Here is a 23548-nt window from a genome sequence, read left to right as displayed (position 1 = left end):
GTGTTTTCTGAGCCAATAGCGGCTATGCGGTCCTTTAGCATCCCAAATGTGAGATAATACTACGTTTAAGGTCCCATGGGTCCGATAGTGATCAGCAGATAGGATAAACCTGATAGGACCAGCCCGATAGAATCAGCCTGTGCGCAAAGGTTACCCATACAAGTTGGTGTTAAGCTGATAGTTCCATATTGTGAATGACGAACACGTTCGCTTTTATCCAATGAGCATATCTTCCTTCAAACGCTTGATGTCTGCTCTAGGTGGTGAACCAAACATCCGAGAATATTCGCGGCTGAATTGTGATGCACTTTCATAGCCAACTCGGAACGCGACATCCGCTGCATCCGCTGATTCAGATAATAAAAGGCGGCGAGCTTCCTGTAAGCGCAGATGCTTTTGAAACTGAATAGGACTCATGGCAGTTACCTCTTTGAAGTGTCTATGGAACGAAGAAATACTCATACTGGCTGTTTCAGCAAGCTCTTCAATCCGCAAAGGTTTATCACAGTTCTCGATAATCTGTTCGATGGCCTCCCGAATGCGGTAGGTGCTGCTACCTTCCATCGCAATTTGAGCGAGTGTAACTCCATAGGGTCCCTGCAGAAGCCGGTATAGAATTTCATCAGTATAAATCGGAGCCAAAAACGGAATGTCCTTGGGATCATCCAGCAAACGTACCAATCTCAGGATCGCATCCAATAGTGGTAACTCTATCTGCCCGACATACATAGCGCGCTTAGCATTTTCTTTCGGAGCGAGTTTAAATTCGGAATCATTTAGTACTTTCAAAATCTGACTCTGCGTGAATTCTAGCTTAAAGCTTAAATAGGGTGCGTTGGGAGAAGCTTTTATAATCTGACCGATAACGGGTAAATTCATTGATGATATTAGATAATTTGCGGGACCATACTCAAAACGCTCCTTGGCCAATAAGATCTCCTTTGTTCCCTGCGCAATGAAACATAAAGAAGGTTTGTATACTCTGTATACTGGCTCGGTCACATTGGAGTTACGAATCACAAACAATGAGGGGATAGCGGTCTCATATACTCCATCCTGGCTCGAATGATGTTCAATCAATCTGGCGAGTTCTTCTTTCCGCTCTAGTAATTCTTTAGACATGTGCTCCTCCTAATGTTTTGTTCTTATTCAATTATAAAGTAAAAACATCTTTTGTGTTAGTGATAGTGAGAGGAATAGGCAATCATTTAAGATAATTGAGATAACGGCGTTCACTTCATTTATCGCATAATTAGAACTAAGAAAGGGGTTTTGAAATTGAGCAATGTTTTGATCATAGGCGCTAATGGCGGAATTGCACGACATGCGATTGATTTGTTTTTGAACGAAACCGATGCCCGCTTAACACTTTATCTCCGTAACTCGGACAGATTAAGCCATATAACATCCAGCCGTGCTCGAGTAGTTGAAGGAGATGTGTTGGATAGTGAGCAATTAAAAGAAGCGATGATCGGGCAAGATGTTGTTTATGCTAATCTGGCAGGTAATTTGGAGAAAATGTCTAAGACTATCGTTGAAGCAATGAACACCACTGGTCTTAAACGTTTGATTTTTATCAGCTCAATGGGCATTTACGATGAAGTTCCAGGAGAGAAGTACAGCAGTATATTGGATCCATATCGTAAATCTGCAGAAATTATTGAAGCTTCAAATCTTAACTATACAATTCTGAGACCTGGATGGTTTACCTATAAAGACGAGATAGACTACGAAACAACTCAGAAAGGTGAACCTTTTAAAGGGAGAGAAGTGTCGCGAAAAAGTGTGGCTGCATTAGTTGTTAAATTGGCCGAGTCACCAGATATGGAAATTCGCCGCAGTTTAGGAGTAAACAAACCCAAAATCTAAAGGAGACACAAACTAATGGAATATACAAAACTTGGTCGTACTGGTTTGGATGTATCTAGAATTTGTCTTGGTTGTATGAGTTACGGAGTACCTGAACGTGGAATGGCTCCGTGGTCGCTAAATGAGGAGCAGAGCAGACCCTTTATTAAAAGAGCCCTGGAGCTTGGCATCAACTTCTTTGATACGGCTAATGTATACTCTGACGGAACAAGCGAAGAAATTGTCGGATGTGCCTTAAAAGAATTCGCTCGCCGCGATGAGGTAGTCATTGCTACAAAGGTGTTTTTCCGGATGCATCAGGGACCAAATGGAGCAGGACTTTCACGCAAAGCGATTATGACCGAAATAGACAACAGTCTAAAACGGCTGGGCACAGATTATGTGGACCTATACCAGATCCATCGTTGGGATAATGACACTCCTATCGAAGAGACCATGGAGGCCCTTCATGACGTAGTAAAGGCAGGTAAAGTTAGATATATTGGAGCGTCCTCTATGTATGCTTGGCAGTTCTTGCAGGCACAGCATGTTGCTGAGCGTAACGGTTGGACTAAATTTGTCTCTATGCAAAATTACTTGAATCTACTCTACAGGGAAGAAGAACGGGAAATGTTGCCTCTTTGCCGGGAAGAAGGAATCGGTGTGATCCCATGGAGTCCGCTTGCTAAAGGTCGACTAACCCGTGATTGGAATGAACAAACAGCTCGTTCAGAGATAGACGAAGTCGGAAAGGCATTTTATGCAAAAATGGCTGAGGCTGACCGCAAGGTTGTTGAGGTAGTTGCCGAAATTGCGGCAAAGCGCGGGATTCCACGTGCCCAAGTAGCGCTTGCTTGGGTTCTGCAAAAAGAGCAAGTAACATCGCCTATCATTGGTGCAACCAAAGCAAATCATCTGGAGGACGCCGTTGCAGCGGTATCAGTGAAGCTGGAGCCAAGTGAAATAGCGAGTCTGGAAGAGCCTTATGTGCCACACCCAGTTATAGGAAATCTAAGCTAGATAAAAAGCGTGATACCCTTGGGGATCGCGCCTTTTTTTTACCTAAGCTAAACTTTCATCTACCATTTAGTGCCTTTAGAAACTTGTCTTTAGTTTGGCTTAATCGTTGCTCAGCACCATGCGGGTGCAAGGGTTTGCATAAATAGGTGAATAAGAAAACACATTCCAATCGATAAAAATGACATGTTAATTCTTCTTAAGCCAAGGTAATATGTATCCGATATGTGAGAGTGAATATAGAAAAGGAGATGAACTCTTTATTATTAATTCCACATTGAAGCATACGCACATGAATACTGAAATTGGCCAACCAGCCATCCTCAATCCAAGTCAGGTGTACCCGACGGTTTCCTTCACACCGTGTGTTAACGGAAGGGTTGCCGGTGAATTGATTTTTGATAGAACGAAACTGGTGACTGAGTTGCCTGAGACTCCTATGGTTAAAGACTCGTTAATGGAATGGACACCGTTAGGCACGGCTGATCTACTGGGTACTTATGAACTGCGAATGACCCTCAAGCAGGACGGAATAGCTCCTCAGTATGACTCATATTATTTTACCGTGCTGGATCCAAAGAGCATCCCCGCGGGACAGAGCACAATCGCTTTCCTTGGTAACGATGGAATGATGATGTATATCGGTGATTATCGAGGTAATCGTATCTTGGACTTTTCTAATGTGGGTTATAGGGGTGGTGGTGTTGAGATCCCGAATATTCCCGTTAAGTCGACCGTTCTACCCTTGGACGGAGACGCGACGGACCGTATTCAGGTGGCAATTGACCAGTTGGCTATGCTCCCGCTCGATAAGAACGGATTCCGCGGGGCAGTCCTTTTGAAAAAAGGCAGATATGAAGTCGGAGGCACGTTGTTCATTAAAGCAAGTGGGATCGTCCTTCGCGGTGAAGGTCAGGACAAAGAGGGCACTATTCTCTATGGTACCGGAGCGAAACTGCGAAATCTAATTGAAATTGGTGAAAATGCAGATCTTATGCTGGACAGCAACTCGAAGCAGATGATTTCTGATTTGTATGTGCCCTCAGGCTCGCGTTCTTTCCATGTAGAAGACGGGGGTGCTTACAATGTAGGCGATCAGATCATAGTCCGCAGAATAGGTAATAAAAATTGGATTCACGAAATTGGTATGGGTAACATATATAAGCGCCCGGGTGGAACCGTAACCCAATGGTCACCGTTCAATCTGGATTTTGACCGAGTCATCACTGCTATTGTAGGTAATACGATTACGGTCGATGCCCCATTGGCGAATGCTATCGAACGTCAGTGGGGCGGCGGAGAGATCTATAAATATACGGACGATGTCCGCATTCAGCAGGTTGGGGTAGAGAATATGAGGGTAGAGTCCGATTTTGACCCAAGTATTATAGATATTAAGATGGATAACGATACAACAGATCCTTATTATGCGGACGAAAAGCATGCTGAACGCTTCGTCGTGTTCAACAGTGTGAAGAATGGCTGGGTTCGAGAGGTGAGAGGTTATCATCTGTCCTATTCTCTCGTTCAAATGAAGCGTTATTCCAAATGGATTACGGTTCAGGACTGTCAAATGTACGATATGATCAGTGTGGTTACTGGGGGTCGCCGTTATGTCATACATCAGATGGGCCAGCTAAATCTCGCTCAACGTATTTATACAGAGACGGCGCGGCATGCGTTCACCGTCGATAGCTGGGTACCGGGGCCGAATGTATTTCTGGATGGAGAAGCTGTTAAAAATTATAACACCAGTGAACCTCATCATCGCTGGTCAGTCGGAGGCCTGTTCGATAATATCAAAGCTCCCATCTCTATTCGGGATAGGGCGTGGTTAGGCAGCGGACATGGTTGGACAGGTGCGAATTATGTGACTTGGAATACACACGGAGAGCTCACTTTACAGCGGCCACCAACTGCTCAAAATTACGCCATTGGCCATGTTGGTAGCAAGGTACCCGGACTGGTTCCTAACGATTATGATTCCCGGCCCCGTGAAGATGGATATTGGTGCAGTTGCGGTCAACATGTCGTCATTAATAGTCTCTACAAACAGCAGCTGACGGAACGTTTAGGTCGAAATGCGCTCAGTATTATAAAAAAATAATTTACAGTAGGGTGCGGAATTTTCCGCATCCTTTTTAGTTTGGATCATAAAAAAACACAACCCCTAACAATCTATGCCATGGAGAGACATCAGGATCAAGAGTAGCATAGGAAGTAGAGTTACTGACGAATGATATGACCTGAAAATAGGAAAGGCCAGGTGAACAAGAGTTGAGTGAAAGAAGACGAGCGAAACAAGAGGTGGCATTACCGGCAACCAAGCAGGAATCAGAACGTCTTCGATTATGGTATACAAACCCGGCGTCAAATTGGAATGAGGCTTTTCCCATAGGAAATGGGCGCCTCGGGGCAATGGTGTCCGGTATGATCGGCCAAGATAAAATCCAGCTTAACGAAGATTCAATTTGGTACGGCGGCCCTGGACGTGCAGCTAATCCTGCAGCTCAGCCATATTTAACAGAGATTCGGCAAATGCTGAAAGACGGCAGGCAGGCGGAGGCAGAACATTTGGCACGAATGGCTATGACTGCTTCACCAAAATATGAGCAGCCGTACCAGCCACTTGGAGATTTGATTTTAAAGTTTCTGGATTCCAGTGAGGTTATAGAAGAATATGAGCGGGAGCTCGACTTGGAGCAAGCGGTCGTTACGGTATCGTACCGTTGTGGCGGGGTTCGCTATTACAGGCAATATTTTATAAGTGAACCGGACGGTGTATTGGTAGTCCGATTGACAGCTGACAGACTTGGCAAGATCACGTTGGCTGCGAATCTTATGCGTCGTCCGTTCGATACCGGCTGTAGCACTGGTCCTGCAAACACAGTTTTAATGAATGGGGAATGCGGAGCGGATGGCGTTCGCTTTTGCACAGCACTAAGGGCAGTTCAACAAGGGGGCCGCCAGAGGCTCATCGGGGATTACATCTCTATTGAGGGGGCAGACTCCGTCACCCTTATGCTGGCAGCGCAGAGTACCTTTCGCGTAGATCAACCTGAAAAAGCCTGTCTAGAGCAATTGGATCAAGCTACGGCTCAGTCTTTTGCAACTCTAATAAAGCAGCATAAGGAGGAATACAAGTCCCGGTTTGCTCGATTTTCAATCGATTTAACTAGGGGGGGAGACCTGTACGCTGAGCTTCCTACCGATAAGCGATTACAGCGGTTACAGCAAGCAAAAGATGAAAGAAGCAATCCCAATGAGTCTGGTGATCCAGGACTAGTTGCACTATATGTACAGTATGGGCGCTACTTACTGCTTTCCAGTTCTCGACCAGGTACGTTGCCTGCTAATCTGCAAGGCATATGGAATGATAGCTTTACCCCGCCATGGGAATCAAAATATACAATTAATATTAACCTCCAGATGAATTACTGGCCTGCCGAAGTCCTAAATATGGCTGAATGCCATGAACCGCTGTTTGATCTGATCGAACGGATGCAGTTGAACGGTCAAGAAACGGCAAAAGAAATGTATGGCTGTCGCGGTTTTGTTGCTCATCATAACACTAACTTATGGGCGGAAACCCGACCAGAAGGCATCCTAATTACCTGCACGGTCTGGCCAATGGGTGCTGCTTGGTTATGCCTTCATTTGTGGGAACACTACCGGTTTGGACTGAACCTTTCTTTTCTCAAGGAAAGGGCCTATCCAGTGATGAAGGAAGCAGCGATTTTTCTGCTTGATTACATGGTAGAGGAAGGTGGCTTACGAATTACTGGGCCTTCTGTCTCCCCGGAAAACCGATTCCTTCTTTCGGACGGAAGCAGCGGCAGCCTCTGTATGGGACCATCCATGGATTTGCAAATCGCATATACATTGCTATCCGCCTGTTCGGAAGCGGCATTAATTCTCGGAGAAGAAGATACAATGTTTCTCTCTGAACTACATGAGACGCTTGAACACATTCCACAGCCGAGTGTGGGCAGTCATGGACAGATTAAGGAATGGCTGTTTGACTACGAAGAGCAAGACGCAGGTCACCGGCATATTTCTCAGTTGTTCGCATTACATCCGGGGGAACAGATTGACATGAGGCACACCCCTGAGCTTGCCGCAGCAGCCCGGCGAACGCTTGAACGCCGCCTTGACGGAGGTGGAGGTCATACCGGCTGGAGCAGGGCATGGATCGTCAACTTTTATGCCCGTCTCGGTATGGGTGCGGAAGCCTATGAGCATTTAATTAAACTGTTAGCCTCCTCCACGTATTCGAATCTTTTAGACTGCCATCCACCCTTTCAAATAGACGGCAATTTTGGTGGAGCAGCAGGGGTAGCAGAAATGCTGCTGCAATCCCACCGAGGAGAACTTCGACTATTACCTGCCCTTCCCAAGGAGTGGTCTTCAGGCAGCATAAGGGGGATGAGAGCAAGAGGTGGTTTTACCGTTGATCTTTCTTGGAGCCAAGGAAAGCTGGATGAAGCGACGATTCACTCTACGGTTACCGCTGAATATCGAATTTGGTCTGCCGTTCCGCTCGATCTGCCAGAACAATCTCTTATTAGCGATGGTCAGGGATTTGAATATACTTTTTCTTCAGTTGCAGGGAAGTCCCGCAAGATTTATGCACAATAGTCTATCGTAATAAAACACAGGCAAGCCGAAAAATCTCCATTTTGAAGACCTGGATATTGGATTAACATTAGCCATACAACAAAACCCAAACTGCAACCAAAGGAGCGATATTTATGCCACAACAAGTGCCAGCCGCATTGTCAGCGAGCAGGCCAGATCTTTCCCCATTCCAAAGACGAATGACCAATTTGCGCAAATATAAGGCGCTATATCTCATTTCACTTCCGGGCATTATTTTTTTTATCGTATTTAAATACTTACCCTTGGCGGGTTCCATCATGGCCTTTCAAAACTACAACATATTCAAAGGTTTTACAGGCAGTCCGTGGGTTGGCCTTGATCAGTTCCGGCGGATGTTCACCTATCCAGAGTTTTTGAGAATTCTTGAAAATACTATCCTGATCGGCCTATATGATATGGTCTTTGCTTTTCCGGTTCCCATAATATTCGCCCTCCTTCTTAATGAAGTGAGAAAAGCTTTCTATAAACGGATTTTGCAGACCGTCGTTTATTTGCCTCATTTTCTCTCATGGGTCATTATTGGGGGGATTATGATCGGCATTTTGTCCCCAACGACAGGTATCGTGAACCAGATCTTAAATGCTTTTGGGCTCGACTCCGTTTATTTTCTGGGCGAGGACTCGTATATTCGTACCATCCTGGTTGGAACAGGCATATGGAAAGACAGTGGATGGGGAACTATTGTTTATTTAGCCGCACTCGCTGCTGTGAATCCTGAGCTGTACGAAGCGGCTCGGATTGACGGAGCAAATCGTTGGAAACAAACCTTATCTATAACGATCCCGACGATCTTGCCCACTATCATGATTATGTTCCTGCTTCATATCGGTAACTTCCTTGATTTTGGCTTTGAGCGAGTGTTTGTATTTATCAATTCGCTTAATGAGACCAATGGAGATATTCTCGATACTTATATATACCGAGTGGGTCTTATTGATCAGCAATACAGCTATACAACAGCTATAGGCCTCTTTAAATCGGTCGTCGGACTGTTGCTAGTCATGATCGGGAATACGCTTAGTAAAAAAGCATCAGGGGATGGACTTTACTAGAAAGGAGTCGAAGAGTAAATGAAAAATAAAGGTCGCCTATTTGACGTTTTCAACTATATATTTCTGATGCTGGTCGGGTGCTTGATGGTCTTCCCTCTGCTGCATGTGCTCGCCAAATCATTTAGCAGCACACATGCCATTAATGCAGGCGAGGTTAAGCTATTCCCAATAGATTGGACGCTTATGAATTATCAAGTTATTCTTGGGGATACCTCCATCTGGAGAGCTTTCATGGTAAGTATATTTATTACCGTTGTCGGAACGCTTATTAATCTGATTTTAACTGCATCACTGGCCTATCCTTTATCCAGATCCGAATATTCGATGCGCAAAGGAGTTCTGATTTTAATCCTAATTACGATGATATTTCACGCTCCGCTCATACCGAACTATATGGTCATCAAAAACTTGCACTTGATCGACTCTTTATGGGTATTAATCATCCCATCGGCCATCAGTGCATATAACCTGTTCATCATGCGTTCTTTTTTCTCAGCCCTGCCTACTGAGCTGATAGACAGCGCGCGAATGGATGGAGCGGGAGAGCTGCGCACGATGTGGAGCGTCATCCTTCCTTTGTCCAAACCTGTTATGGCAACTATGGGCTTGTTCTACGCGGTATCCCATTGGAATTCTTATTCATCGGCGTTGTATTTTATCAATACACGAGCGCTTTATCCACTTCAGCTGCGGCTTCGGGAAATCGTACTGAGTAACGACCTTGGGCAAGCGGGCAGCTTATTAGAAAACGTAAATGAAGTATCTCCGGCAGGTGTGCAAATGGCAGTTATTGTCGTCTCCGTCATACCGATTATTATCGTGTATCCGTTTCTGCAAAAGTATTTTATCAAAGGGATGTTAATCGGATCTATTAAGTCTTAATCAACCAGCTTGCATCATCCTTTAAAAGAAACAGCCATCTGCTTATCAAAATATGGTAAGATATAATCCAAACTCAAAAATGGAAGCGTTGCCAATGATCGCAACTTCTAATCAATTTCATACCACAAGACAACTGATTCTGATTCCATTCCGGAAGGGATTTGATACAAGTGCGAGTATTGATTGTAGAAGATGAGCCTGTCATTCAAAAAGGATTGGTGAAGATGGTCCAGCGTTATCCGGTCTCATTCACCGCAATTTATACAGCCGACGACGGAGAAGCAGCTTTAGAAACCATCCAGAAGCTAGAACCGCATTTAGTGCTGACAGATTTGCGCATGAAGCGGATGGATGGCCTTGATTTATGTGAACGAATTCACCGTGATTACAGTCATGTCCAGGTGGCAGTCATTTCCGGGTACAATGACTTTCAATATGCACAACGAGCAATGGCTTATGGCGTTAAGCGGTATTTACTGAAGCCGGTTCTCCAGCAGGATGTGCATGATATGCTGAGAGAACTGATATCAGGCATGACAGGCAGCATTATTCCTGTTCATAAATACGTGGATTGGGCCGAACAGCTGGAACAACACATCTGGCTGCTGCAACGTGATGAGACAAACCGTCTGCTTGATGAAAGAGAAACATCCGGTTTATTTGAAGGATTGAACGTCTTTAGCATGGATGCAGTGCTGAATGATTGTCTGCAAATGATCGTAGATCGCTTGGAACGCCGAGGCTGGAAGCCTCAGTCCCGGTGCTGCGGAGATGTGAAAGCCGCCAATACGAAAAAAGAAACGATGTTAGCATTTGTCGCGATAATAAACGGTATACTTGCGGAGCTGCAACTTACTCGCAAAGGCAACTATAAGGACCCGGTTGAAGAAGCAAAAGCTTTCATTGATAAACATCTGGCTGAGGATGTATCGTTAGAAGAAGTAGCCAAACGGGTGGGACTTGCCCGCACCTACTTCAGCGCATTATTCAAAAAAATGACGGGAGAAACCTTTGTACACTATCGGATCCGGAGACGAATGGAGGAAGCGCGCAGACTTCTTGCCGTACCCACCATGACAATCAGTGACATCTCGATTCATGTAGGCTATGAGGATTATCCTCATTTTACGAAGACGTTTAAAAATCATGTGGGTGTATCACCTTCGGAATACCGTGCTTCGTTTGGCATTGAATAATGAGAGCAACCCTCAGCCGGAAGCTGCTATTTTATTTTACCATTGTCATCTTACTTTCCCTGTCAGCGCTGGGGATTTCCTTCTACAGCATTTCTGCCAAGCAATTGCAGGCAAGCACTGAAAACCAAATGATTCAGATCGTAAATAATGCAGTTCATCATACCAATCTCTATATTTCATCCTATCAACGGTCGACCGTGGCGCTACTAACGGATTTGAGAGTTAAAAGATATATTGATCTATCAGCAGACCGTGAGGAATATGAAAATTACCGCTACACGACCGATATACGCGATGCTATTGTTGAACCTGTATGGATTCGCAATCCCGAGATTGAAGCCTTATATATTATCGGGTATTCCGGGAATGCGCTTTATTATTATAATGGCGGTTCAGCGCCATCTTTTACACAGGAAGACACCGCTAGACAGATCCGGTATTTCAAAGAACATACAGATGTCAGTGGACAGTTGAATGTAATCAATTACAGTATCCGTGGGGATCAAACGCCGATGTTGACCTTAATCCGCAGCATTCGCGGTCTTCAGTCACCAGAGATGAAAGGATTTGTAGGCATCGAAGTCAAAGCGGAGGAGCTCTCTACGTTATGGAAAGGAATCGATCTTGGTCCCGAAAGCTATTTTTTTATTGTAGATGGCGAAGGCAGGATTCAATATCATAACGATCAAAACAAAGTAGGGACGTTGATTCCCGATAGTCTTGGCAAGCAAATTGAGCTAGCAGGAGATGCGATGTTCCGCAGCTCGGCAGAGGGAGTGGAAAAATCTTATATCAGCCGTAATGCGGAATATTCCGGTTGGCATCTGGTTGTATCCATTCCAGACACTCAGCTGCAAAAGCCGCTAATTACCATCCGGAATTATATTATTGCTGTCGCGATTTTGACATTTATGATAGCGCTGTTTCTGGCAAGCCGATTTGGTAAGTCTGTTACTACACCAATCCGTATACTGATGAAAGGAATGAGCCAGACCGAAAAAGGAAATTGGGAATTAATCTCCCTTCCGAAAAGCCAGGATGAGGTCACTGGGCTTATCGTTCGTTACAATCTGATGGTAACGCGCCTGTCAGAGCTTGTGGACACCGTGTATCAATCAGAACTGAAGAACAAGGAAGTGGAAGCCGAGCGGCAGAAGGCCGAATTCCAATCCTTACAGTTACAGATCAACCCCCATTTTTTATATAATACGCTCGAAACGGTGGTCTGCTATGCAGTAATTCAGGATTCAGATGAAATATCAGAAATTGTCGGAGCCCTGTCCTACATGCTGCATTATTCGGTGCGCACCAATCTTGAAGAGATAACCGTGGCCAATGAGCTGAAGCATGTCATCCATTATATGGTCATTATCAATCACCGGATCGGAAGGCCGTTTGAAATCGATGTGCGGATAAAGCCTGAAATGCTTCTGCGCAAAATGGTCCGTTTGACCTTACAGCCACTTGTCGAAAATGTGTTCCAGCACGCTTTTCGTTATGGTGTTGAAGATCATCACACAATTACGATTGATGCTGGAGAGGATGGCGATATCTTCTGGGTCAGCATTACGGATAATGGCAGCGGGATGACCCCGGAGCGGCTTGAAGAACTTCGCCTCAAACTGAGCGAAAATCGACTCGCCGATGTGGATGAAGGTAAAGGAAGCCCAGGCGGCATCGGTGTGCAAAATGTTCATCGCCGGATTCAGCTTGTCTTCGGAGAAGAATTCGGCGTTGACGTAGAAAGCAGTCCAGAATGGGGAACACGCATGATCATGAGAATGCCGATTTCCGGAAGGAAGGAACATCAAGTGCTTAACGCATAGGCGCTACTCGCCGAAGAGAACGAGGATCAAAAGGCTGTCCTGAGGTCCGAGCCGCGGACTTTTGGGGATGGCCTTTTTTATAACGGCAACCGATCACAAAAAAACACATCCCACAATAATCCACCCCATGGGAGAGCTGATGATACAGATTTATGATGGGTACAGGTAAACCAAATACCTTTTTATACTAATAAGGGGGATTATCCAGATGAAAAAATGGGTTAGTCTGATCCTATCCACGGCGCTTGTCTCAAGTCTCGTCGCAGGATGCGGAAGCAATGAAACATCGGACGGTAACGCCGATGCAGCAGGCGAATCAAAACCGCTTAAATTTAGTATTTCGTTAAACACAAGCGGAAACGCTTACACGGAAAGTTCTAAAGATATTAATACTGATAAGTGGGTCAAGGAGTTGGAGAAACGGGCGAATGTCGATTTAGACATTAAGTTAATTCCTTTGAAGGACTTTGATTCCAAAATGGCGGTTATGTTTGCCGGCGGTGATATCCCGGATGTGGTTCAAAATGTCGGAGGGGCTACGGATAAATCGATGGCTGGGTCGGTTCAGGCTGGTGTTTTTATGCCGCTGGATGATCTGCTGAAGGAGAATGCGCCTAACCTGATGAAGGTTGTCCCGCAGGAAGCATGGGATGAAGTCAGCTACGACGGAAAAATATATGGCATTCCGACTTGGCTCAGCAATCCGTCTCGACGTGCTACCTTTATCCGAACTGATTTATTGGAGAAAACTGGCCTTCCGGTACCTGTAACGATTGAAGATTTCTTGAATGTGCTACGCGCTTTTAAGAAACTCGGTGTGAGCGCTCCTTATCAGATGCGTGAGAACTTCAAATATGCAGATATCGCATTCGGTGCATATGACGCGCTTGGCTATCAGTTTACAGAGGATAATGGAGAGATCGTACCCAAATTTTATAATTCCGAGAATATGGAAAAAGCACTGAACGTATACAAAACGATGTATGACGAAGGCCTCATTCAAAAGGATTTTGCAACAATTCAGACGGCGCAGTATGGCGAAAATATTGCTGCAGGCAATGCAGGAATCTGGACAGCTAACGCGCAGAATCTACTGGATTTCCGGACCCAAATCGCCGCATCCAATCCGGAAGCGAAAGTGGATATTATCTCGTCGCCAACCGGTGACAATGGACAAAAAGGATATGGCTTGTATAGTTCGGTCAATACCTCACTGTATATCAACAATAAGGTCAGTAAAGAAAAGGCTGCCCGGATTATTCAAATGTTTGAATGGATGCAGACCCCGGAAGCAAGTAATTTCTATAGCTTTGGGATTGAAGGCGAAAATTACACGGTAAAAGACGGAAAAGTTGATTATAAGCTGCCAGAGAACAAGGCTGCCCAAGATGAAGAGAAATTCCGCACACAGCTGCGCTGGGTAGGGGACGGAACGATCAACCGCGAACGAACTGAGCTGCTTTCGGGTGGTAAAGATGTCTTGAAAGCATTGGATGAAACGCTGAGCAAAGAAGGCTTAGGGGGCATCGGATTTGTACCTGATCTGGAGTCTTTCAGCAAGTTCCCTGATCTTGCCTCTAAACGTCCCGATCAGGCACCAAAATTGATCATAGACCATATGGTCAAAATGATTTATGGCAAAGAACCGATTAGCGATTTCCCAAAAGTCATCGAGGAATATAAGCAAAAAGGCGGCGTAGAAATCTTAAAAGAAGCAACAGAACGCTACAAAAATAATGAGGGAATCCTTAATCAGCAAAGCCGGAAATAGATAGATTCTCAGGAAGCCTCTTCATTCGAAGGGCTTCCTGCCAGTTAGGAGGGAGAACGATGAGTCAAACTTCATTGTGTGATGAAATCATGCGTCTGCCTGTAATCGATACACATACCCATCTCGTCGGCGATAAGCTAAACGCGGCTGACTTCTGGGAAATAGCCGATTATTTCTGGTTGAACCAAGAGCTTCAGTCAGCAGGATATCCGGCGAATGCGGACCAACTTTCGAAAGAGAAACGGGCTGACTCTTTTGTTAGCGCCTACCACGCTTCCCGTAATACGATGATGAATCGTGCTTTTACAGCAATCATGAAAGATCTGTACGGTATCTCCATCACAGATTCAGAGTCGGTGTTCAAAGCGGATATAACGATTAAACAGCAAAGTCACGATCCCGGCTGGGCGCAGAACGTAGCTGACCGTCTGCATGTGCAGCGGTTTATTGTAAACCGTCCGGAACATGCCAACTTTGCACACATGAGGGAAAATGCTCTACTGATTCCTCGAATTGACTCTTGGCTGCCTGAGCTGGCAAAGAATATTGCAGATTCCTATGATCCCAGCCGGGAGGCTGCTTATGCTCAAGCGAAAAAATTTATTAGCGAGCAGCTGCAGTCTTATCAGACTATGGGCTGTCCAGGAATCATGACTACGTTGCCAGCTTTTGAAGCCAAAGCTCATGATGTTTACAATCTTAGCAACGTAACTGGACCGGATGAAATCATGATGCTGCTCTTTCATCATATTTGTTCGGAACTGCAAGCAAGAGGAATGTTCTTGCAGTTGTTTCTCGGCGTCGAACGCAGATGGTGTAATACATCAGCTGCGCCAGTTAACGATTCGCTACGGATTGTTAAACTGTACGGTTTATTCGAACGGTATTCCATTCCGTTTGAGCTGGTGGTGGCTTCGGAATTAAATAACCTGGATGTTGTGCAGGCTGCATGGAATTTCCCTAACGTTCATGTAGGCGGGATGTGGTGGTATAACTTCAGACCCAGTACCTATTTGCAGAGCATGCAGTATCGGTTAGAGGCACTCGCCCCGCTCAAGTGTTCGCTCATTGTCTCGGATGCGCGCTGTATCGAATGGACATATGGCAAGCTGCTGATCGTTAAAAAAATACTTGCGCGCTTTTTGGAAAGTCAAATAGCGGAAGGCTGGATCAGCCGGGATGAGGCGCTGGATATTGCTGCGGAATGGCTGCATGGCAGTGCTGCTAAACGTTATAGACTAACGGATGTTAAGCAATAAGCCATGGAGGGAGAAAATGACTTTTTCATTAATGGACCGAATGTTGCCTGCTCCTTTGAACGGAGGATTCCGTATGGAGGACTGGTGGGTGTGGTGCGGCTCAGCTGTGCGTGGCGAGGATGGGCGTTTTCATTTATTCGCATCCCGTTGGCCGAAGTGGCTGCCGATGCATCCGGGATGGTTACTTCGCTCAGAAATTGTCCGCGCATCTGCCGATAACGCGGAAGGACCCTATACGTACGAAGAAACCGTACTACCCGCAAGGGGAGCGGAATACTGGGACGGACGAAGCACCCATAATCCGCATATCCTTCGTTATGGCGATAAGTTTCTGTTGTATTATATGGGCTCAACTCATCCATTCGCTGAGCCGCAGCCTAATGAAACAGTGGAACTTGACGACTATCGGGTGATTGCCGCTCGTGCCAACAAACGTGTTGGCCTAGCTGTAGCCGACAGTGTATTCGGACCATGGACAAGGATGGATGCACCTATTCTGCCTACACGTCCGGGCAGGTTCGACAGCTTCCTCACATCCAATCCGGCTCCTTGTATCCGCGAAGATGGCTCCTTGCTATTGGTATATAAAGCCCGCAAATACGAAGGCAATTCCTATGGACAGATGACGCTTGGCATTGCCGGTTCATCTAAGGACGAAGGGCCATATAGAGTAATTAACAACGCACCGCTGTTTCCACCAGAGCGGTCTCATATTGAAGATCCATTTATCTGGCGGACGGCGGACGGGTACCAAATGATCGCCAAGGATATGGATGGCCGGATATGTGGAGAAAAGCACGGTGGGATATTTGCATCTTCTAAGAATGGAACCGACTGGCAACTGGCTGATTCAACGCAATCGTATTCCCGACGAGTTCTCTGGGAGGACGGCACTGAGCAGTGGATGGGCAGCTTTGAACGGCCGTTCCTATTATTTCAGGAAGGGGTTCCTACCCATTTATTCGCTGCGGTAGCAGATGGACCGGGAGGGTTCCGAAATGCGAAGCACACTTGGAATATGGTCATTCCACTAAGGACAACGCTTTAAGAGGTTGAATTTCATAAATATCATCAATGTTAACAGGAGGTACTAAAATGGGAGATGTACTACCAACTCAACAAACTCGCGAACTGGTAATTTCGGAGTCAACTCTGGAATGGGCGGATAGCGCATGGCAACAAATTGTAAATAAAGTGGAAAAGACTAGTAAGCGAATTGGCGTTAGTTTTCCGCATGCTTCCGTGAGTGGAGTATACGACAACATGCGTCCATCGTGGTGGACAGCAGGGTTCTGGCCGGGTATTTTGTGGCAGATTGCCGCAGAGGGGAATTATCCGGCGCTGCAAGAAATCGCCGAGCAAATTGAAGAGAAACTGGATGAACCTCTTTATGCTCTTTCCGTACATCATGATGCCGGTTTTATATGGACACTCTCAGCTTTGGCCAATTACCGCGTGACTGGTAATGAACGCTCCAAGCAGCGCGGGTTGATGGCTGCCGCTCAACTGGCCAGCCGCTTTAACCTGAAAGGGTCATTTATCAGAGCCTGGCATGACACGGAGAAGATAAACCGGGCGGGATGGTCCATCATTGATACTGTAATGAATCTGCCCTTATTATACTGGGCATCGGAAGTTACAGAGGATCCGCGTTTCCGGCATATCGCCGCTGCGCATGCGGAAACGGTAGTGGAGCATTTTTTACGTCCGGATGGATCAAGTTATCATATTCTGCAGTTCAACCCGGAATCAGGAGAAAAAATCGGCGCTATGGCCGGCCAAGGTTATGCGGAAGAATCCGCTTGGGCACGGGGCAGCGCATGGATGATTTACGGTCTTACTTTGTCTTATCACTATACCGGAGAGAACAAGTTTCTATCGGGAGCTAAAAGAGCTGCGCACTTCTTCTTGGCTAATCTTCCGGAGGATCATGTACCTCACTGGGATTTCAGGGCACCTGATGCAGGCGAAAAGCCGCGTGATACCTCTGCTGGTGCATGTGCGGCATGTGGCTTGATCGAGCTGGCAAAGATCTTACCACAGGCGGAAGCCTCTTTTTACCTCCGAGCCGCAGAACAAATCGTTCGCTCACTTTATGAGAGTTATGGGACTTGGGACATTCCGGAAGAGGAGGGATTGATTCTTTCTGGAACATCCAATCTTCCAGGGGGTGTGCACATCGATACGCCACTGATCTATGGCGATTATTTCTTCGTCGAGGCTGTATCTAAACTCCGCGGAGCCGTTCTTCAGTTATGGTAAGGGACGAAAAAACAACAGAAAACCTTCTCGATGATCCGTATAGTATACAGTCGGTCGATACTCCGATAGATAACGAGCAGGCTCGGCGTATGGAATGGTGGCAGGAAGCCAGGCTCGGCTTGTTTATTCACTGGGGCCCTTATGCCCTGCCTGCGGGTGAATGGATGGGAAAAGAAATACAAGCTTCTTACAGTGAGCATATTATGCTCCGCGCGAAGATCCCAGTTGCTGAATATGAGGAAATGGCCGCGGCGTTCAATCCATCAGCTTTTGATGCAATGAAGTGGGTGCGGACTGCCAAGCGTGCTGGCCTAAAATATATCATCTTTACAGCTAAACATCACGACGGCTTCGCGATGTATGACTCGAGTGTATCCCAATATTCGATCAGTAAGCACACCTCATTGGGCCGTGACCCCCTTCGGGAACTAATGGAGGCATGTCGTGCGGAAGAAATGGTACTCGGAATTTACTACTCCCATGCGATGGATTGGCATGATCCAGACTCTCAAGGGAATACCTGGGATTATCCACTGAATATCGGCGCTTATGATGACGTTCAAACTTGGTTAAATGATACCGATAAACACACCCGCTTTGAACGATATTTGCACAGCAAATCAATCCCTCAAGTCCGTGAGCTGCTGACGGACTACGGAAAAGTTGGTTTAATGTGGTTTGATTGCGGGGGCAAACTGACCCGTGAGCAAGGAGAAGCGTTTTTGGCGGCGGTACATGCAATTCAGCCAGATTGTTTGGTCAATAGCAGAGTATGGAAAGCACCACTTGGAGATTATTCAAATACATCTGATAATCAACTTACGACTCGTAACCTTGGTAAGTACTGGGAGAATATTATTACGTTAAATGACTCATGGGGGTATAAGAGATCCGATCACCATTGGAAATCCCCTGTAACTATCATCCGCCAGATCATCGATGTGGTTAGCAAAAATGGGAATCTGGTTATCAATATCGGCCCAACAGCGACAGGGGAATGGGATCCGGTATCCGAATCCATTTTGCTTGAAGTAGGAGATTGGTTAAATACCAATGGGGATAGCATTTACGGTGCTGGAGAATCGCCCACAGCCAAACCGTCTTGGGGTAGATGCACTTTGAAAGGAAACACATTATATCTGCATGTTTTCGATCTTAAGAAGAGAAATAAGCTAATCGTTCCCGGTCTGAAGACCGCTGTTCAAAAGGTATTTGCTTTAGATGGAGGGGAGGAGCTGTTTTTCACAAAGCTATCTGAGCAGGATCTGGAAATCGAACTCCCCAGCTTACCGAACTTTGCCGAAAATTCTAACAACATGCCGCTGGTCATCGCAATTGTCTGTGCAGAACCTGTAGAAGGTAATCCAGTCCGATTATTGGACTTTGGAGAAGATACCTTACTAGAATTGGGGGTATTTGAAAGCGAGATCTTTGGTCCAACCCTCCGTTACGATACAGGAAAAAAAGACCATGATAATTTGTTGGACTGGAAGGATAGAGAGGATACCACAGTTTGGCATGTCCGGACATTAGGTCCGGTAAGATTTCAAGTTAGTATCGCATATCGCAGCGAAGAAGGAGAGAATGGCGGTGGCGGAGTCTACCTCATCAAGGCTGCGGATCAAATTTTGCAAGCTAAAGTTATTTCTACCGTTGAGGTTAATAATTTTCAAAGCTTTCAAGTAGGTGAACTGTATCTCCCCACGGCAGGAGAATATACGATTCAATTGCAGGCAGAGCTTATTACAGGGGGTTATTTGATGCAGCCTAGATGTTTAAAACTACTGCAACTATGATATTTTTATATTGTAATAATGAAAAAGAACTCAAATCACTTGGGTTCTTTTTTTTGTTGATTTAAGGATTGTTGTTGACATATTGCCCTTGGGTAAATATATTGTATATAAGAATAAATGTTTACCGAGGGAAACAAATTGGATCGAAGGAATCATTGTTTCTATTAGGAAATAAATTAACAGGGTGAGCAGAACAGTGCTACATATGAACTTAACCGAGATAAGGAGTTTTTTTTATGATTGAAATCAGAAACCTAAACGTAGATTATTTCGGTAATTCTGCACTAGAAAATGTGAATATTGATATTCCCTTTGGGTATGCAATCGGAATTATCGGGCCAAATGGTGCCGGGAAATCTACATTTATCAAGTCTTTGTTAGAGGTGATAAAGAAGAGAACAGGATCAGTTATGGTGGAGGGAAAAGATATTTCTGAGTACAAACGGAAGATCGCATATGTGCCGCAAAAAAATGACATTGATCTTTCTTTTCCAATCACGGTGAGGGATACAGTGCTGACTGGAACTTACCCAAATTTGCGAATTTTCCAGCGTCCCGGAAAAACAGAGCGGCAAAGAGTCGAGGAATGTATGGCGATGGTGGATATAAGTGATCTTGCAAATAAACAAATTAGCAATCTGTCCGGGGGACAACTCCAAAGAGTTTTTATCGCCAGGGCGCTTGCACAACAAGCAAATGTATTTTTTTTAGATGAACCTTTTGTTGGCATAGATCTAGTCAGTGAAAAAATCATTGTAAAGCTGCTTAAACAACTTCGCGAAGAAGGAAAAACCATACTCATCGTACATCATGATTTGCATGAGGTCGAAGAATATTTTGACAAAGTCATCATTCTCAATAAGAAATTAATTGCTTTTGGTGACGTTAAAGACACCTTTACGCCAGAGAATATCCTCAGCGCCTATGGTGCCTCCTTAGGTAATCTGGTGATCAAAGGGATGGGGGCGACAGATCATGATTGATTATTTCTCAGGGGTATTAAACATTCCAATATATGCACTTAACGCGGGATTATCTGCTATCATTCTTGGAATTGTATCAGGGGTTTTAGGAAGCTTTATTGTGCTCAGAAAGATGTCATTAATGGGAGATGCGTTATCACATGCGGTGTTACCCGGGGTGGCGTTATCTTATATCTTAGGAATCAACATCCTTCTTGGAGCTTCACTGTTTGGACTATTAGCAGCAGTTCTCATTCAATTTATAACAAGTCGCAGCAATATTAAAAGTGACACTTCTATTGGCATTATTCTTAGCTCATTTTTTGCGCTAGGCATTGTCCTAATTACTTTCGCCAAAAGCGGGCTTGATCTAACTCACATTCTATTTGGTAATATTCTGGCCGTCCCACAGTCGGAGTTAATGCAATCCTTTATTATTATGCTTGTTGTTATTGCCATCATTTCATTGCTGTATAAAGAGCTTTTAATGAGTTCATTTGATCCGGTTGTTTCCAAAGCCTATGGGTTAAAAACAGGGTTCTATCATTATTTATTGATGATGCTCCTATCTGTAGTTACCGTATCTTCGTTATCTCAAGTAGGAATTGTGCTTGTGATTGCAATGCTGGTTATTCCGGCTGCTACATCCTATCTCTGGACGAATAAGCTGTTCCACATGATTATCCTAGCTTCTACAATCGGCGCTGTATCCGGGATTATAGGTGTAATTGTAAGCTTTAAATTCAATTTACCTACAAGTGCCACGATTGTTCTGGTCGGCGTAAGCATGTTCGGAATTTCATTTATAATCTCACCAAAAAATAATTTTTTCAGGAAAGGGTTGAAACAAAGATGAAGACCATAAAAATACTCTCTTTGACAATGTTTATCGTACTTCTTACCGCATGCTCAAAGGTTAGTGAAGGAGATGCAGACCATGATAAGCTGCAGATTGTTGCAACATACTCCATTATCGCTGATATGACCGAAAACATTGTAGGGGAGAAAGCTGAAGTTTACAGTATGGTACCCATCGGAACAGATCCGCATATGTACGATCCATTACCCAAGGATACAAGTAAGGTTTCTAGCGCAGATTTAGTGTTTTATAACGGTTTGAACCTAGAAACAGGTAAGGGGTGGTTTCAAGATCTTCTAGATGTGACTAATAAAAAGGATGTTGCTTTTGCAGTCTCAGATGAAGTATCTCCAATGTACCTAACAGAAAAAGGCAAAGAAACTCAGGTTGATCCTCATGCCTGGCTGGATATTCAGAATTCAATAAAATATGTAGATATTATCACTAAACGTGTAATCGAAAAAGATCCCGACAACAAAGAATTTTATCTTAATAATCAATCAGAATATGTTAAGAAACTGAATGAATTGGATCAATATGCAAAAGAAGCAGTCGAAAAAATTCCACAAGAGAAACGTATCCTTGTTACCAGTGAAGGAGCATTCAAATATTTTTCTAAAGCTTACGGATTTGAATCGGCTTTTATCTGGGAGATCAATACGGATAGTCAAGGAACGCCAGAACAAATGAAAAACATAATTAAGATCATTGATGAAAATCAAGTGCCTGCATTATTTCTGGAAACTAGCGTAAATCCAAAAACAATGGAAACTATCGCAAATGAAACGGGAGTACCGATACATTCTAAGATTTTCACCGATTCTTTAGCTAAGAAAGGCGAAGAGGGCGACACATACATTAAAATGATCAAATGGAATATTGATAAAGTTATAGAAGGTTTATCTCAATCCTAAATGCCTGCTCCAAGCCTATATTAACCGACAGAAGGTTCAGTTTACAGCTGATTCCTATGTCGGTTTTTTATTGAATAAAATCTACATTCGAGCCTCGAAATATTACGTGTACGCCTTGGGATAACCTGCTACAGGAAATATCTTCTTGTCTACTTTTCAAAAAAATCTTGGTAAGGTAGAGGCTAACACTTAATAAGAGGTGAAGAGTTGTCATGATTAAGAAACACTGTTTGTTCTGTGATGAGATTGTTTCCATTGAACCAGAAGGCGATAACGATAGATATATAGGCTGTTCTTGTTCACCAGGCGGGTTTTATAGTCTACGTAGAGACAGCTACGAACCCATTAATTCGCTCCCGCATCAAAAGAAACGCGACATGCTGCATGTAGTATCGGCTTACATACGTGAGCTGACTGATTGTGATGAAAAGATCACTATATCTGCTGAAGATTTAGAGTCCATTGTAAATTCACCAAAAATACCTGTGAACATTGAAGATAAAGGAAACCGCCTACTGCAATATTTATATAGACATTCTGAAGGTCCGGGGGAAGCGGTTGTCATTCAACCCCTCTCTAGCAGCTATAACTTGACGTATTCTCCCAATCTGCAAGAGCTGGTATACATCATAGACAAGTTGATAAGTGATCAGCTTTTGATCAGGGAAGGCATGACCTTTAAGCTTACTGAAACCGGCTGGAATGAAGCTGCGGAAAGCGCTGGAGGTAAGAAACTAAAACCTTGCCTCGTGCTCGTGTCGGATGAAGAAAATTTGTCTACAACATGGCTGGAGAAGTTATTGCCCAAAATAGAGCAGTGTGGTTTTCTTCCGCGCTTATTAACACATACGAAAACTCAGAACGGTGAAAAATACGAGTTGGATCAAATCGCAGAAAGCAAACTGATTATCGCAGATTTAACGGGCCAATCCCCAGAGGTGTATTTTTCGGCGGGATATGCACTTGGTTTAAACATACCCGTATTATGGACCGTAAACAGTATTGAGGCGGATAAACTTTTTGTACAGCTTAAGGATATTCGTCCTATTGTGTGGGATTCAGCAGAAGAACTAGCAATTATACTACAGCAGAAGTTGAGTTAACCCGCAAAATCATTGCCTATGACTCGATAAGCTGGCTGAAATTCAAACAGGTGTCTTCTTAAATGAGGACGCCTGTTTCGTTTGGTACTGTAAGAACACTATCAAATTTTCTTAGGAAGTGATATTGTAACCGATATAAAAA

Annotated in this window: 19 protein-coding genes; 17 read left to right on the top strand and 2 right to left on the bottom strand. The window is 44.6% G+C overall.

What is annotated here, in order from left to right:
- Positions 1-65: 65 nt before the first annotated feature.
- Together MKY63_RS26375 and MKY63_RS26370 are read right to left on the bottom strand one after the other, a co-directional pair.
- Entirely contained in the window at positions 66-221 is a 156-nt protein-coding gene (locus tag MKY63_RS26375) for a hypothetical protein (RefSeq protein ID WP_280752948.1), read from the bottom strand.
- Positions 214-1122 carry an AraC family transcriptional regulator gene (locus MKY63_RS26370; RefSeq protein ID WP_076184576.1) on the bottom strand — a complete coding sequence of 303 codons (909 nt, stop codon included), beginning with the start codon at positions 1120-1122 and terminating at the stop codon, positions 214-216. The genes MKY63_RS26375 and MKY63_RS26370 overlap by 8 nt, the downstream gene beginning before the upstream one ends.
- A gap of 156 nt (positions 1123-1278) precedes the next feature.
- On the opposite strand from MKY63_RS26370, the gene MKY63_RS26365 reads away from it, so the two are divergent.
- The 17 genes from MKY63_RS26365 to MKY63_RS26285 all read left to right on the top strand — a co-directional run bounded on the left by MKY63_RS26365 (position 1279) and on the right by MKY63_RS26285 (position 23406).
- Entirely contained in the window at positions 1279-1869 is a 591-nt protein-coding gene (locus tag MKY63_RS26365; protein WP_076125657.1) for an SDR family oxidoreductase, read from the top strand.
- 15 nt (positions 1870-1884) lie between these two features.
- Positions 1885-2868, top strand: coding sequence for an aldo/keto reductase (locus MKY63_RS26360; protein WP_339810407.1), 984 nt, complete (start codon positions 1885-1887; stop codon positions 2866-2868).
- Positions 2869-3157: 289 nt separating this feature from the next.
- Positions 3158-4972, top strand: a complete 1815-nt coding sequence (locus MKY63_RS26355) for a hypothetical protein (RefSeq protein ID WP_339810405.1) — start codon at positions 3158-3160, stop codon at positions 4970-4972.
- A gap of 170 nt (positions 4973-5142) precedes the next feature.
- Positions 5143-7503, top strand: coding sequence for a glycoside hydrolase family 95 protein (locus tag MKY63_RS26350; protein WP_339810402.1), 2361 nt, complete (start codon positions 5143-5145; stop codon positions 7501-7503).
- 179 nt (positions 7504-7682) lie between these two features.
- Positions 7683-8576 (top strand): ABC transporter permease subunit, encoded by an 894-nt coding sequence (locus tag MKY63_RS26345; RefSeq protein WP_051491014.1) that lies wholly within the window; start codon positions 7683-7685, stop codon positions 8574-8576.
- A gap of 18 nt (positions 8577-8594) precedes the next feature.
- Positions 8595-9458, top strand: coding sequence for a carbohydrate ABC transporter permease (locus MKY63_RS26340; RefSeq protein ID WP_339810400.1), 864 nt, complete (start codon positions 8595-8597; stop codon positions 9456-9458).
- A gap of 170 nt (positions 9459-9628) precedes the next feature.
- Positions 9629-10654, top strand: a complete 1026-nt coding sequence (locus MKY63_RS26335) for a response regulator (protein WP_076184581.1) — start codon at positions 9629-9631, stop codon at positions 10652-10654.
- Complete coding sequence (locus MKY63_RS26330; protein ID WP_339810398.1) at positions 10654-12480, top strand: histidine kinase; 1827 nt, start codon at positions 10654-10656, stop codon at positions 12478-12480. The genes MKY63_RS26335 and MKY63_RS26330 overlap by 1 nt, the downstream gene beginning before the upstream one ends.
- A 208-nt stretch (positions 12481-12688) precedes the next feature.
- Entirely contained in the window at positions 12689-14251 is a 1563-nt protein-coding gene (locus MKY63_RS26325; protein ID WP_036677873.1) for an extracellular solute-binding protein, read from the top strand.
- A gap of 59 nt (positions 14252-14310) precedes the next feature.
- Positions 14311-15510: a glucuronate isomerase gene (locus MKY63_RS26320; protein WP_076099251.1), complete on the top strand. Its 1200-nt coding sequence runs from the start codon at positions 14311-14313 to the stop codon at positions 15508-15510.
- 16 nt (positions 15511-15526) lie between these two features.
- A complete protein-coding gene (locus MKY63_RS26315) occupies positions 15527-16558 on the top strand; it encodes a glycoside hydrolase family protein (RefSeq protein WP_178420256.1) in 1032 nt (343 codons plus the stop codon).
- Between the two features lie 47 nt (positions 16559-16605).
- Positions 16606-17772: a glycoside hydrolase family 88 protein gene (locus MKY63_RS26310; RefSeq protein ID WP_339810393.1), complete on the top strand. Its 1167-nt coding sequence runs from the start codon at positions 16606-16608 to the stop codon at positions 17770-17772.
- Positions 17766-19568 carry an alpha-L-fucosidase gene (locus MKY63_RS26305; protein ID WP_339810391.1) on the top strand — a complete coding sequence of 601 codons (1803 nt, stop codon included), beginning with the start codon at positions 17766-17768 and terminating at the stop codon, positions 19566-19568. Before MKY63_RS26310 ends, MKY63_RS26305 begins: the two co-directional genes overlap by 7 nt.
- 239 nt (positions 19569-19807) lie before the next feature.
- Complete coding sequence (locus MKY63_RS26300; RefSeq protein ID WP_283160366.1) at positions 19808-20551, top strand: metal ABC transporter ATP-binding protein; 744 nt, start codon at positions 19808-19810, stop codon at positions 20549-20551.
- Complete coding sequence (locus tag MKY63_RS26295; protein WP_339810389.1) at positions 20544-21386, top strand: metal ABC transporter permease; 843 nt, start codon at positions 20544-20546, stop codon at positions 21384-21386. Before MKY63_RS26300 ends, MKY63_RS26295 begins: the two co-directional genes overlap by 8 nt.
- On the top strand, positions 21383-22303 hold the full coding sequence (locus tag MKY63_RS26290; protein ID WP_076099247.1) for a metal ABC transporter substrate-binding protein: 921 nt from the start codon (positions 21383-21385) through the stop codon (positions 22301-22303). Before MKY63_RS26295 ends, MKY63_RS26290 begins: the two co-directional genes overlap by 4 nt.
- Before the next feature lie 212 nt (positions 22304-22515).
- Positions 22516-23406, top strand: coding sequence for a hypothetical protein (locus MKY63_RS26285; protein WP_339810387.1), 891 nt, complete (start codon positions 22516-22518; stop codon positions 23404-23406).
- Positions 23407-23548 lie beyond the last annotated feature (142 nt).

Source organism: Paenibacillus sp. FSL R7-0189 (assembly GCF_037969925.1).
In the GTDB taxonomy this organism is placed as follows: Bacteria; Bacillota; Bacilli; order Paenibacillales; family Paenibacillaceae; genus Paenibacillus_AQ; species Paenibacillus_AQ odorifer.
The sequence above is the reverse complement of the archived record's forward strand: the minus strand, read 5'-3'. Positions and strand labels throughout refer to the sequence as shown.

Excerpts from the sequence above, each read along its gene's own strand:
- MKY63_RS26295 (WP_339810389.1), top strand. The coding sequence starts at position 20,544 with ATGATTGATTATTTCTCAGGGGTATTAAACATTCCAATATATGCACTT.
- MKY63_RS26355 (WP_339810405.1), top strand. The coding sequence starts at position 3,158 with ATGAATACTGAAATTGGCCAACCAGCCATCCTCAATCCAAGTCAGGTG.
- MKY63_RS26305 (WP_339810391.1), top strand. The coding sequence starts at position 17,766 with ATGGTAAGGGACGAAAAAACAACAGAAAACCTTCTCGATGATCCGTAT.
- MKY63_RS26330 (WP_339810398.1), top strand. The coding sequence starts at position 10,654 with ATGAGAGCAACCCTCAGCCGGAAGCTGCTATTTTATTTTACCATTGTC.
- MKY63_RS26320 (WP_076099251.1), top strand. The coding sequence starts at position 14,311 with ATGAGTCAAACTTCATTGTGTGATGAAATCATGCGTCTGCCTGTAATC.
- MKY63_RS26285 (WP_339810387.1), top strand. The coding sequence starts at position 22,516 with ATGATTAAGAAACACTGTTTGTTCTGTGATGAGATTGTTTCCATTGAA.
- MKY63_RS26310 (WP_339810393.1), top strand. The coding sequence starts at position 16,606 with ATGGGAGATGTACTACCAACTCAACAAACTCGCGAACTGGTAATTTCG.
- MKY63_RS26370 (WP_076184576.1), bottom strand. The coding sequence starts at position 1,122 with ATGTCTAAAGAATTACTAGAGCGGAAAGAAGAACTCGCCAGATTGATT.
- MKY63_RS26340 (WP_339810400.1), top strand. The coding sequence starts at position 8,595 with ATGAAAAATAAAGGTCGCCTATTTGACGTTTTCAACTATATATTTCTG.
- MKY63_RS26315 (WP_178420256.1), top strand. The coding sequence starts at position 15,527 with ATGACTTTTTCATTAATGGACCGAATGTTGCCTGCTCCTTTGAACGGA.
- MKY63_RS26360 (WP_339810407.1), top strand. The coding sequence starts at position 1,885 with ATGGAATATACAAAACTTGGTCGTACTGGTTTGGATGTATCTAGAATT.
- MKY63_RS26325 (WP_036677873.1), top strand. The coding sequence starts at position 12,689 with ATGAAAAAATGGGTTAGTCTGATCCTATCCACGGCGCTTGTCTCAAGT.
- MKY63_RS26290 (WP_076099247.1), top strand. The coding sequence starts at position 21,383 with ATGAAGACCATAAAAATACTCTCTTTGACAATGTTTATCGTACTTCTT.
- MKY63_RS26345 (WP_051491014.1), top strand. The coding sequence starts at position 7,683 with ATGACCAATTTGCGCAAATATAAGGCGCTATATCTCATTTCACTTCCG.